The following is an 11,685-nucleotide window of genomic DNA, read 5'->3' as shown; positions in this document are numbered from 1 at the left end:
TAAAGTCGAAACCGCGGCCCCTTTCCGCTCCTCGGCCGTCTGGTGTCGCAGATGCGTATTTCCCCGCCAGTTTCAGAGATCCCCTCATTTGCGGATCGAACCTCCCACTCCGGCGCCGAGTTCGGCCGCGACGTCCGCCTCGGTTCCCGCGCACAACGGATGACCCCAGCCGGAGGCGCTCTTTCCGCCAGGATCGAGATCGTAGACGATGGCGTCCTTGGCGTTGGGGTTGACGCCCGCCGGAACCTTGTCCAGGCCCAGGGCCGCACGCAGGCGCCAAGCGACATTGTGATCGGCGCAGGAGGAGTCGCCGCTGATGCCAAGCCCGCCGACAATCGTTTTGCCGTCGTAGAGAGCAAGGCCACCGCCAAATGCCACGACGCCGCCGATCGGCTTGCCAATCAGCGGATCGCTCGCACTCCCAAAGGTCTTGCTGTCGCCGGCATAAGCGGCTGCCTGGTTGACAGGATTGGTAAGCTGCAAGCCGAACAAGGGGCCACCCGGCTGAACAGAAGCATATAGATTCGCCGTCGAGAGAGCCATCTGGGCAACGCTGAGCCCGTTGGCCGTGCTGGCCTTTTCGGCTGCGATCAGCCGGCTGCCGGGCCACTGCGCATCGCTGGTGGGGCCGCTGAAAGCAACGGCGCAAACTGTCCCGTCACGCGTAACGATCGCCGCCCATTCATTGGTCTCGAAGCCGCCATTGGCGGGGCCTCCGCTTGCTTTGACGTTTGCCTTGAGGGCAGCCAGGAGCTTGGCGTGGTCGGCGGGGCAGGGTAGCTGTGCCCAGGCCCTGCTTTGCAGCAATGCACAATTAACGAGTACCAGGAGGCTGAAAGCCAGGGAGGAAAGCTGTGGGCGACCCATGATCCGGAGCATTCGTTGAACACAATGTGGAAAGTGGGAGCGCTCGCAGAGCAAGGAATCCTCGCCCGATCCCTTGGCAAACTGAGCTATGTTCCCACACTTTCAATGGAACTCGGACGAGGCCCCTATGTTCCTAGTTCCTGAAATTATGATGGAAGGCACAGACGTTGCGACCATGGGCAGCAGCTCATTCTGCCGCCGACCGTGAGCGGGCCGATATAGACATTGCCGGGCCAAACAGCTCGACCAGCTCCTCACCGCTCTCCGCACCTATGGATTTTCGACGCCTGAAAGTGCAGACGCTATGCGCAAGGTAACCGAACCGACGGACAGGCGGTTTTGCGCCCAGGCCACAGACCTGGAACCGCATTATGGCATCATGTGAGCCTGATGCGCATCCATCGCTCCCATGTTCTGGCTGAGATGGTTCATGATCCACACCGAGCCCAAAACGACCAAGGTCACGATCAGCACACCGAAAGCGAGCGCGAGCACGTTGTTGGTGTTGTCAGGTCCTGTCGTCAGGTGCAGGAAGAAGACGAGATGGACGCCCATTTGTGCGATGGCAAGCACCGTCAGGGCCGAGATCACGGCCGGCTGGTAAATTAGATCGGTTTGTGCCGCAATGAAGGACGCCACTGACAACAGGATTGCCAGGCCAAAGCCCAGCAGATAGCCGGAAAGGCCTCCCGCCACCTCGTGTTCCTCGCTGCGTTCTTCGCCTGGTGCGGAATCGCGGCGGTCAAGCATGTCCTCGTTCCGGCTGTCCATTTCGCTCATGATGACGCTCCCAGCAGATAGACCAGGGTGAAGATGGCGATCCAGATGATGTCGAGCGCGTGCCAGAACAGGCTGAAGCAGTGAAGCCGGCGCAATATGTCGGGACGAAAGCCTTTTATCCAGAGCTGCGCCATCATGGTGCCGAGCCAAAGCAGGCCAAGTCCAACATGAGTTCCGTGGCAGCCCACAAGGGCGAAGAACGCGGACAGGAAGGCGCTGCGTGATGGGCCCGCCTGCTCATTCACCATGGCCGCGAATTCCTGCACCTCCAGGAACAGGAAGGCTGCACCAAGCAGGCCGGTCACCAGCAACCAGAACTGGGTGGCGGCCATTGACCGGCGGTGGGTCGCGAGCATCGCAAGGCCGCCGGTGAAACTCGAGGTGAGCAGCAGCACCGTCTGTGCCGCGACGCGCGTCAACTCAAACAGCTCCTTGCCTGTTGGCCCCCCCGCCGCCGAATTGGACAGGACGGCATACGCGGCGAAGAAAGCCGAGAACATTATGATGTCCGACAACAGGAAGATCCAAAAGCCGTAGGCAACCGTGACGAACTTCGAGGCCGGGCCTCCCTCGCCGTGGCCGGTCGCCGAGAACACGTGATGGCCATGCCCTGCGGTGCGGCCCAGCCGGTAGGGATCGCGCGTTGCGGTGCCGGCGGGGATGTCGCTCATGCCACACGCTCGCGTCTACGCATCCAGGCAAGCTGGGCTGCCTTGCGGTCAAGATCGATGCGGCCGACCTCCTCGGCAGGGATCTCGTAATCGCCATGCTCGCGCCAGGCGAATACAACGAAGGTGGCATAGGCCCCGATGAAGCCGACAATCGCCAACCACCAGATGTGCCAGATGAGCGCGAAGCCAATCAGAGTGCTGAAGAAGGCGGTGACGAAGCCTGTGGGGCTATTGCGCGGCATCTCGATCGCCTCGTAGTCCTCTTCGGTCTCCTGACTCTGCTCGTCCATTGCCCTTTGCTTGACGGTCCAGTAGGGCTCCTCGTTTTCGACATGCGGCAGCCGCGCGTAGTTGAAGACGGGCGGCGGCGAGGATGTCGACCATTCCAGCGAGCGCCCGTCCCAAGGGTCGCCGGTCTCGTCGCGCAACTCGTCGCGATGCCTGATCGAGACGACAAGCTGCGTGACCTGGCATGCGGCGCCGACGATCATCACCACGATTCCGAAGGCCGCCACGACAAGCCACGGCGCCCACATATCCATGTCGATATGCTGAAGGCGGCGGGTCATGCCGAGAAGGCCGACGATATAGAGCGGCACGAACACCAGAATGTAGCCGGCAAGCGTGACCCAGAACGCCGCCTTGCCCCAACCCTCATGCAGCCGGAACCCGAAGGCTTTCGGGAACCAGTAGGTGAAGCCGGCAAAGGCCGCGAACAGCACGCCCGAGATGATGACGTTGTGAAAATGCGCCACGAGAAAGAGCGAATTGTGCAGCATGAAATCGGCCGGCGGAACGGCGAGCAGCACGCCGGTCATGCCGCCGATGATGAAAGTGGTGACAAAGCCTAGCGCCCACAGCATTGGCGTTTCGAAGCGCACGCGCCCGCCATACATGGTAAAGAGCCAGTTGTAGATCTTGACCCCGGTGCCGACGGCGATAACCGAGGTGGCGATGCCGAAAGCCGCATTGACATCAGCGCCGGCGCCCATGGTGAAGAAGTGGTGCAGCCAGACCATGAAGGAGACGATGCAGATGAACATCGTCGCCGCAACCATCGAACGATAGCCAAACAGCGGTTTCGACGAGAAGGTCGAGAAGATCTCCGAATAGATCCCGAAGGCGGGAAGCACGAGGATGTAGACCTCGGGGTGACCCCAGGCCCAGATGAGATTGACGAACATCATCTGGTTACCGCCGGCTTCGTTGGTGAAAAAATGGAAGCCGAGATAACGGTCGAGGGTTAGCATGGCGAGGGTTGCGGTAAGGATAGGGAATGCGGCGACGATGAGCATGTTGGAGGCAAGCGAGGTCCAGCAGAACATCGGCATGCGCAGATAGCCCATGCCTGGCGCGCGCATCTTGAGGATGGTGGTCGCCAGGTTGACGCCCGTGAGCAGGGTGCCGACGCCGGAGATCTGGATCGACCACAAATAATAATCGACGCCGACGCCTGGCGAGTAGGTCGTCTCCGACAGCGGTGCATAAGGTAGCCACCCGGTGCGCGCGAACTCGCCGACGACGAGCGAAATGTTGACGAGCAGCGCGCCGGTCGCGGTCAGCCAGAAGCTCACTGAGTTCAGCGTCGGGAAGGCGACGTCGCGGATGCCGAGCTGCAGCGGGATGACGAAATTCATCAGCCCAATGACAAAGGGCATCGCGGCGAAGAAGATCATGATCGTGCCGTGGGCCGAAAAGACCTGGTCGTAGTGCTCCGGCGGCAGGTATCCCGGCCCGTGGATGGCGAGCACCTGCTGGGTGCGCATCATGACGGCGTCAACGAAGCCGCGCAGAAGCATCAGCGCCGCCAGCACGATATACATGACGCCGATCCGCTTGTGGTCGACGGAGGTTATCCACTCATGCCAAAGATAGGGCCAGTAGCCTTTGATCGTTACCCAGGTCAGAACGGCGGCGGCGGCCAGGAAGACGATCAGGGCCGCGCCGAGCGGAATAGGCTGGTCAAAGGGAACGGCCGACCAGTCGAGCTTGCCGAGCATCGTCATCCTCCTTCATCGTGCTGGTGAGCCATGGGCGGCGCTCCCGCCTTGGGCTCAGCTTTCGGGCTCACCTGCGGCTCTCCGGCGGCGGTCGCAGCAGGTCCCGGCCCCGGAGGTAGCGTCTGGCGCACGACCGCATCGAACAAGCCCGGCTGCACATGGCCGAACGAGGATGCCGGCGCGTTGATGCTTTGCCTGGCAAGCTGGCGATAGGCGCTGGCGTTGAGCACGCCGCCTCCGCCATGCAAGGAGGAGGCCCAACTGGCGAAGGCGTCAGCCGAGACTGCCCTGACACGGAAATTCATGTCCGAAAAGCCATCGCCACTGAAATGCGCCGACAGGCCGAAGTACTCGCCCTCGCGATCAGCCTGCAGGTTGACCTCGGTCTGCATGCCGTTCATAGCATAGACCATGCTGCCGAGCTGGGGCACAAAGAAGGTGTTCATGACGCTGGCCGAGGTCAATCTGAAACGCACCGGCATGCCGGTTGGAATAACCAGCTGGTTGACCGTTCCGACACCTTGATCGGGATAGAGGAACAGCCACTTCCAGTCGAGCGCCACGACTTGGATTTCGAGTGGCGGCCGGCTGGAGTCGATCGGCTTGCGAGGATCGAGATGGTACGATCCATAATAGATCAAGCCACCGAGGAAGAGGATGGTCAGCGTCGGAATCGACCAGACGATGAGCTCGATCCGGCCGGAATAGGTGAACTCTGGATCATACCGAGCCCTGCGGTTCGAGGCACGGAATATCCAGGCGAAGGCAAGCAGCGCGACCAGCGTCGGAATGACGATGACCAGCATCACGGCCATTGAGTTCAGGAGAATCGTGCGGTTCCCCGCGCCGACCGGTCCCTGCGGGTCGAGCACACCTCCCGCGCAACCGGACAGGGTTACCGCCGCAAAAATCCAGAAAAGCGATGGGCCTCGACTACAACGGTGTAACACTGGAAAACATCATAGCCAGCCGCCGTCCCCGGGATCAGTACCTGCATAACTGAGGCGCGGGCTGCTTGTTCCGCAAAGGCGCGCTTTCGTCTCCAACGGCGAAGAGCGCTACGTCGAGATGACGGAGCGTCTCGCGCGCCCCACGCTCCGATCTCAACTTGTTCTACGTCAGCGTTACGGCAAGCTAACGTGCTGCAGGCTGGATGCTCTTCCTGCGGAAACGGACAGCAAATGTCCAACTCGGGGGTACCGCCGGTGCTACGGCGAACGCGAGCCCTACAAGATGCAACCCAACCTCGGGCGAGACGCCGTTGCGCGCTGGGACGTTTCGCGATCACGCAATATCGGTTGGCTTGGCTCTTAAAGGTTCCGCCCCCGTGTGCTCCTCCCCGGCGAGCTGTTGAGCCCGCGGCTCGCGATCCGCGTCGGCACGTCTCCGATTGCCTGCTATGTAGGTGCGATTTCAGGCAACCAACTCGAGCTGCCAGCATTGATTTGGGATAGTCTCGGGAGAAATGCCATGCTGCAATTCAACCTGCCTCGAGAAGTTGCAATCGGTGATGAAGTTGCCCTGACGAGTACGGTCATGGACATGCTTCCCAGTGGGCGCGCCAGGGTGAGCATCCCCTCCTATGATCGTCCTTATGCGATCGATGCGCCCCCCAGAACTCACGTCGGAGACAAAGTCGTTCTTGTTGGGGACGTCACTCGGGTCGATCCTGAAACCAACAAGCTGAGCGTACGGATTGACTGTGGCGGGGTGGTTACCGTCCACAAATCGGCGATCATAAGGCTCAAGAAAAATTGCGCGGCCCGAAATGGCTGACGCATCACCCCGCGACGCAAAGCTCGCCAACGAGGCCGAGCTCGCGGGATGGGATTATCCACGCCATCTCGCCGCGCCGGCCCTACCGACGGGCTGCGCTTGATGAAGCTTGACCTCATCGGCGAGGTGGCCGAACTCGCGCGTTATATCGGCTACTGGAAGCCCTATGCGACGAGCCATGAAGGGCTTGACGCCAACCGCGCAATCCAGACCGGGGTCCGCAACGCGGTGTTGGCACTGGCGGAAGCGGCCAAAGAACGGCGTGCAGGGCAGTTTCCACCGATCGTGACATCAATCGGGACAGGCCACGACGCTCCGCGTCCGATATGGCGTGACGGATGAGGGAGATGCCACACTGGGTTCGCGGTACCTGGATTCTCTTGAAGGACGCCGTCACCGGCTTCATCGACGATAATGCGTTGAGCCACGGGGCAGCGGTGGCTTTCTACGCCACGACATCGCTGGCGCCGATCCTTCTGATCGTCGTGGCGATCGCCGGTCTGGCCGTGGGCAAGGATGCGGCCCAGCTCGCCCTGTCAGCGGAGATATCCGGCGCGATGGGCGCGCAGAGTGCCGATCTACTCAAGGCGACGATCGAGACGGCTTCGCACCGATGGTCCGGGACGCTTGCCACGCTCATCGGATTGGTGACGCTCTTCTTCACTGCCTCCGGTGTTTTCGGTGAGATGCAACAGTCGTTGAACGAGATCTGGAAGGTAAAAGCCGACGGCCTGTCGCTTTCGCGCCTGGTGCGGGCGCGCGCGGCAAGCCTCGGCCTGGTTGCCGCGTTGGGCTTCATGCTGCTGGTATCGCTGGCGGCAAGCGCAGCGATCACCGCGCTGAGCGATGTCATCAATCACCACCTGCCGTTCGGCGAACTGGTGCTCAGCAGCGTCAACACCGTTGTCTCTTTCTTGCTAATTGGGCTGCTCTTCGCGGCGATCTACAAGGTCTTGCCGGATCGCACGCTCAAATGGCGCGATGTTGCCGTCGGTTCGGTGGTTACTGCGTTGCTGTTCACCATCGGCAAGTCGCTGATCGGCTGGTATATCGGCACCAGCGCGATAGCGACTTCCTACGGAGCGGCAGGCGCGCTTATGGTGGTGCTGCTTTGGGTCTATTATTCAGCGCAGATATTCCTCTTCGGTGCAGAAATTACGCGCGCTTACTCGGTCAGGCGCGGAAGCCGGCCAGACCTTGCGCCGGTAGTGGCGTTGAGCGGCGACAAGATAGACACGCCGCGCCGGCCTGAGGTGCATGACGGCGAGATCGCCGCATGGATTGTGGTAAGCAGCCTGATCACCGCGCTGCTCTCGCATTTGTCGCGGCGAAAGCAGGATTGACGCCGCGCGGGGGCACCGTTGGCATGGAAAGCCGCACCATCCGTGATGCGATCGCGTGCGTCGATGCTGATCAGGCGGGCGGAACGGAACGATCCGGCTGACGTTTGTGCCAAGGATCGGCGCGACAGGAGGACTGCATGGCGGCCCCACGAGCAGTTTGGAAAGGGTTTCTGAAAGTCGGGTCCGTGTCGTGCGGAGTGAAGCTTGTGGGTGCAACCAGTGAGGCATCGAAAATCCACTTCAAGATTTTGAATCGGAAAGATGGATTGCCCGTCAAGGCTGCCTATGTTGACGAAGAGACGGGCGATGTCGTCGATAGCGAAAACCAAGTCAAAGGCTACGAGGCAGACGCGGGCGATTTCATCAAGGTCGAACCGGACGAGATCAAAAAGCTAAAGATGACGTCTGAGCACACGCTTGAGGTCGACGAGTTTGTCGCCATCAAGGATATCGATACGCGCTACCTGGAAAAGCCTTATTACCTGATCCCTGCCGACGGTGCTTCCACCGAGGCCTTCTCCGTGCTGCGCGAAGCGATGGCCAAGAAGGGCGTGGCGGCGCGGTCCTGCGTGGTGCTGTACCAACGCGGGCGCGAAGTCGTGATACAGCCATATGGCAAGGGAATGCTGCTTACCGAGTTGCGGACCCATGACGAGATGATCTCGGAAGAGACCGTATTCAAAGACCTGGAAAGCCATGAATATGACCAGGAACTGCTCGAAATCGCAGGCCTGCTGATCGACAAAAAAGTGACCAAGTTTGATCCGTCGAAATTTGAAGACACCTACGAGGATGCGCTCATCGCGTTGATCGACGCAAAACGCAAGGGCAAGCAGCCGCCCAAACCGGTGCCCCCGCCCAAGGAGAACGTTATCGATCTGGCGTCGGTTCTCCGCAAGAGTCTCGCCAAGGAAGGCATCAAGGACCGCCCCAAAGCCAAAGCCGGACGCAAATCGGCATAGTCGCGGATCTGGTTGTCTGCTTTCTTCGAATTATGACCGAAAACGATCCTGTGCCGGGATCAGAAAAGATCGATTGGTCGCTCGGGCTCGGGGCTTCCGCCCGAGTCATTCGCGCGGTGCAGGGGCGCGTCGCCTTTAACCCCAAGATGCACGTCCCATCGACTGCGAAAAGGCGGGCTTTGCAGACAGGCGGTGACGGCTGCCGCCCCTCCAGTCAATAATGTGCTTCTTTTCACATGGAGATACTCACCGAAAGATACATTGATCAAATCATATTGTTCGATTTTGGGGTCGAAAGGGGAATCGCCAACATATGCACGTCGCAATAAGGAGAATTGGACGAGATGCAATTCATTGGGATAAATTGCACATAACGCAATGACTCGATGAATTGTAGGTTGAGCGGGCAACAAAGGCATTGCGAACATCTGTCGTCTTGTCTGTGATTTAACCATAGCTGGTACACGAAAAGGCAATTGGTGATCGTCGGGCCGGGCTAGCGCTATTCCTCCGCGGTTTGGAGATGGTGCGTCCGCTCCCGAATGTGCCCAGCGTCGCGATACAAGCGGCGTGAGTTGGATGTCCAAGAGAGGGCTTGCAGTGCACCAACGTGCATATCTCGACGAGTGTTGGTGTTGCCGGAACCGTGGTCGACCAGGCAGGGAGAACTCAGATGTACACTCATATCCTCGTGAGCACGGATGGCTCCGACGTCGCCAGGAAGGGCGTTGAGCAGGGGATAGCCCTGGCGAAAGCCTTGGCTGCCAAGGCGACAGTTGTCACGGTCACGGAGCCAATGCTGATTGACTATGGAACCGGATTTACCTCCGGGTCTATTCCTTCGCAGGAGGAGGTTGATAGTTTTGAGGCCGCGAGCAAGGAATTCGCAGGGCAAGTCCTCGATCAAGTCAGGGAGGCAGCCGACCGGATGGGGGTTTCCGCAGAATTTCTACATGTCCCGGATACCTACCCGGCCAAGGCGATTATCGACACCGCCAAGTCACGAGGCTGCGATCTGATTGTGATGGCTTCCCATGGCCGTCGTGGCATCAGAAAGCTTTTGCTGGGAAGCCAGACGTCGGAGGTTCTCGCGGATGGAAGTGTGCCTGTATTGGTCGTACGGTAGCCAAACGAAACCGGAGAAGCGCCGGCTTCCTTTGCGCTCAACCTTCCGGAGAGACGGTGTCCTGTGACGAGGATGTCTCCACGCGTCGGCCTCGGCATTTAGAGGTGCCGCGCAATGGCATTCATGATTGCCGCAGGCTAGACAACGATAACGCGCGCGCCGTTGCGCATCGTTCCGAAGAGTTCAAAAATATGCTCGTTCAACATCCTGATGCAGCCGGATGATGCAGCTTTTCCAATGGTCCACGGCTCATTGGTCCCATGAATGCGATACAGCGTGTCCTGGCCATTGCGATACAGATACAGCGCCCGGGCGCCGAGAGGATTGTTTGGGCCTCCCGGAACGCGCTGCGGCAAGCTCGGATTACGGCGTCGCATGTTGGCGGTGGGGGTCCAGGTCGGCCATTGGGCTCTTCGTTCAACGATGGCCTCTCCACCCCATCTCTGTCCATCCCGACCGACAGCGATGCCGAAGCGGATCGCCCTGCCTGCGTCTTCGACATAGTACAGGAAGCGCTCCTGCTTGTTGATTAGGATTGTTCCGGCGGTTTCCCTACCCAAGTAAGGCACCGTTTGCCGACGGAATTGCCGGGGGATGCGCGTCTTGTCTACGAGAGGGATGTCAAAAGGCTTATCTGGAATTCTCCCGATATACCAACTCTTTTGGGAAGCTTCCGCATGCCCGGACAGCGCCAGAAATGATATTCCCCCAACGATCACGGATCGTCTGCTCAAAGAATTCACCAAATGAACCTCCGAAATTTAATGACTTCTTGGCTGGTATTTTATGAGCTTCGATGAGCCTGCGCTATCGGGACCAACATTTCTGACATCGGCCTCTCCGCTGAGGGTGCAATCTCATGCCATACGAGCGCCTCGTCAGACTGCGGGGTGTTCCCGGCGGGCAGTTCGAACCGGCGTCCAATCTCCAGCTTCGCCAAGGAATGGGTTCACTCTTGTCTTCGACAAGATTACCTCAGCCGAAGATTCCAATCACGTACTCGAAAGCTGATGGCTGAGAAGGCAATTGTTGGCCAGGAGGCTGTTCAGAGAAGGTTTGCCGTTGTTCGACCGCTCCGCCAACGGAGGGTGCTTGAGGCCCAGCCAGCCCGCCTCCCGCGCCTCTTTGGGCGAGATTCCGAACTCGCGCCTGAATGTCCGGCTATATGTCGAGGGATCCATGAAGCCCCACTCCTCCGCAATGCTCGAAATCGGGCGTCCATCCGCGATGTTTCCGAGCGCGTCCCTCGTTTTCAGCAGCCGCTGTCGCCGGATATAGTGCGAGATTCCTCCGGCTGGTTCGAAAATCCGATAAAGTCGAGAGCGTGAAATGCCGAGGTCTTGCGAGAGCTTTCCCGGTGTCAGATTCCGGTCGGCCAGATTGGCTATTATGATCTTGTTCGCGCGGGCCATGATGACCGCGTCGATCGGCTCCTGTGCTTCGAAAAAGTGATCCCGGGACGGGGAAATGCACGCGGCAAGCAGGCTGGTGGTCGCCGATGCGACATACGGGACGTCGCTTTCCGTGCGATGGGGGAAGGAATGATAGAGCAGCAGAACATAGTCGGCGACGAATGCGGCCATCTCGGGCCGGATATCGAGCGTGAAGGGTTGCGAGAAGGCGAAATCCCGCGGAAGGAATAGCGCAAGGACACCGTCATCCTCACCCTGGTCTTCATGGGGTGCACCCAGGCATTGCCAGCGCAGCTGTCCCATTCTTGGCGTGCCGCCGCCCGCGGGGATTGTCTGGGGCACCGAAAGAGCCCAGTGGTCGAACACCGGACTCTTTCTGCTGCGCCACCGCCGACGGTACCCCATCCCGGGATATTCGATGAAAGCCAGCACGAGGCTCTCCAACCGCCACGCCCGCTCGCGCGCAGAGAACGAGCCGAACTCGTCTCGCAGCAATTCGACGTCGGCTATATTTGAGTGCCAACTCCGGAAAAGGTCGAATTGCTCGGGCGGTGGCGCCTGCGAGGTATCAACGTCTACGACGCATCTTAGAGGTTCTGGGCTCCCGATCGTTTCGCTTTCGCTGACAATTGATGGCTTGTCTTGCATTGAGGCAAACTCATTGCTTGAAAGAGGGTGACGGCAACCCCATGGAATTCTCGATCAAGAGACCAGACGTATCGGGCTCATCCCCGGCGGATGTAGCCGC

12 protein-coding genes are annotated in these 11,685 nt (G+C 59.8%); 5 read left to right on the top strand and 7 right to left on the bottom strand.

The window, feature by feature from the left end; translation table 11 throughout:
* Positions 1 to 84: 84 nt before the first annotated feature.
* The 5 genes from FJ986_RS12890 to cyoA all read right to left on the bottom strand — a co-directional run bounded on the left by FJ986_RS12890 (position 85) and on the right by cyoA (position 5,268).
* Complete coding sequence (locus FJ986_RS12890) at positions 85 to 807, bottom strand: heme-binding protein (protein WP_224519043.1); 723 nt, start codon at positions 805 to 807, stop codon at positions 85 to 87.
* Between the two features lie 429 nt (positions 808 to 1,236).
* Positions 1,237 to 1,647, bottom strand: a complete 411-nt coding sequence (gene cyoD / locus FJ986_RS12885) for a cytochrome o ubiquinol oxidase subunit IV (protein ID WP_140517457.1) — start codon at positions 1,645 to 1,647, stop codon at positions 1,237 to 1,239.
* A complete protein-coding gene (gene cyoC / locus FJ986_RS12880) occupies positions 1,644 to 2,318 on the bottom strand; it encodes a cytochrome o ubiquinol oxidase subunit III (protein ID WP_140674444.1) in 675 nt (224 codons plus the stop codon). Before cyoC ends, cyoD begins: the two co-directional genes overlap by 4 nt.
* The gene (cyoB, locus tag FJ986_RS12875; RefSeq protein WP_181170974.1) at positions 2,315 to 4,318 is read right to left on the bottom strand and encodes a cytochrome o ubiquinol oxidase subunit I; all 2,004 of its coding nucleotides are present in this window, start codon (positions 4,316 to 4,318) and stop codon (positions 2,315 to 2,317) included. Before cyoB ends, cyoC begins: the two co-directional genes overlap by 4 nt.
* 2 nt (positions 4,319 to 4,320) lie before the next feature.
* Entirely contained in the window at positions 4,321 to 5,268 is a 948-nt protein-coding gene (gene cyoA, locus FJ986_RS12870) for a ubiquinol oxidase subunit II (protein WP_140630367.1), read from the bottom strand.
* A gap of 520 nt (positions 5,269 to 5,788) precedes the next feature.
* Between cyoA and FJ986_RS12865 the strand changes: the two genes are divergently transcribed.
* The 5 genes from FJ986_RS12865 (at position 5,789) to FJ986_RS12845 (ending at position 9,525) form a co-directional block, all read left to right on the top strand.
* Positions 5,789 to 6,094: a preprotein translocase subunit YajC gene (locus FJ986_RS12865; RefSeq protein WP_140500644.1), complete on the top strand. Its 306-nt coding sequence runs from the start codon at positions 5,789 to 5,791 to the stop codon at positions 6,092 to 6,094.
* Between the two features lie 102 nt (positions 6,095 to 6,196).
* A complete protein-coding gene (locus FJ986_RS12860; protein ID WP_140630370.1) occupies positions 6,197 to 6,436 on the top strand; it encodes a hypothetical protein in 240 nt (79 codons plus the stop codon).
* Between the two features lie 5 nt (positions 6,437 to 6,441).
* Positions 6,442 to 7,437 (top strand): YihY/virulence factor BrkB family protein, encoded by a 996-nt coding sequence (locus FJ986_RS12855; protein WP_140630372.1) that lies wholly within the window; start codon positions 6,442 to 6,444, stop codon positions 7,435 to 7,437.
* Between the two features lie 137 nt (positions 7,438 to 7,574).
* A complete protein-coding gene (locus FJ986_RS12850) occupies positions 7,575 to 8,399 on the top strand; it encodes a Ku protein (RefSeq protein WP_140517447.1) in 825 nt (274 codons plus the stop codon).
* A gap of 673 nt (positions 8,400 to 9,072) precedes the next feature.
* A complete protein-coding gene (locus tag FJ986_RS12845; RefSeq protein ID WP_140499425.1) occupies positions 9,073 to 9,525 on the top strand; it encodes a universal stress protein in 453 nt (150 codons plus the stop codon).
* Between the two features lie 137 nt (positions 9,526 to 9,662).
* Here the strand turns inward: FJ986_RS12845 and FJ986_RS31065 are convergent, their stop codons facing one another.
* On the bottom strand, positions 9,663 to 10,268 hold the full coding sequence (locus FJ986_RS31065) for a L,D-transpeptidase (RefSeq protein WP_140565654.1): 606 nt from the start codon (positions 10,266 to 10,268) through the stop codon (positions 9,663 to 9,665).
* Positions 10,269 to 10,517: 249 nt separating this feature from the next.
* On the bottom strand, positions 10,518 to 11,369 hold the full coding sequence (locus FJ986_RS12835) for a helix-turn-helix domain-containing protein (RefSeq protein WP_181181876.1): 852 nt from the start codon (positions 11,367 to 11,369) through the stop codon (positions 10,518 to 10,520).
* Between the last annotated feature and the right edge of the window lie 316 nt (positions 11,370 to 11,685).

This window comes from Mesorhizobium sp. B1-1-1 (genome assembly GCF_006442955.1).
Taxonomy (GTDB): Bacteria; Pseudomonadota; Alphaproteobacteria; order Rhizobiales; family Rhizobiaceae; genus Mesorhizobium.
Note: the sequence above shows the minus strand (reverse complement) of the source record. Positions and strands in the feature narration are given on the sequence as shown.

Coding starts and splice junctions, on each gene's coding strand:
- cyoD (WP_140517457.1), bottom strand. CDS start 1,647: ATGAGCGAAATGGACAGCCGGAACGAGGACATGCTTGACCGCCGCGAT.
- cyoC (WP_140674444.1), bottom strand. CDS start 2,318: ATGAGCGACATCCCCGCCGGCACCGCAACGCGCGATCCCTACCGGCTG.
- cyoB (WP_181170974.1), bottom strand. CDS start 4,318: ATGCTCGGCAAGCTCGACTGGTCGGCCGTTCCCTTTGACCAGCCTATT.
- FJ986_RS12865 (WP_140500644.1), top strand. CDS start 5,789: ATGCTGCAATTCAACCTGCCTCGAGAAGTTGCAATCGGTGATGAAGTT.
- FJ986_RS12860 (WP_140630370.1), top strand. CDS start 6,197: ATGAAGCTTGACCTCATCGGCGAGGTGGCCGAACTCGCGCGTTATATC.
- FJ986_RS12855 (WP_140630372.1), top strand. CDS start 6,442: ATGCCACACTGGGTTCGCGGTACCTGGATTCTCTTGAAGGACGCCGTC.
- FJ986_RS12850 (WP_140517447.1), top strand. CDS start 7,575: ATGGCGGCCCCACGAGCAGTTTGGAAAGGGTTTCTGAAAGTCGGGTCC.
- FJ986_RS12845 (WP_140499425.1), top strand. CDS start 9,073: ATGTACACTCATATCCTCGTGAGCACGGATGGCTCCGACGTCGCCAGG.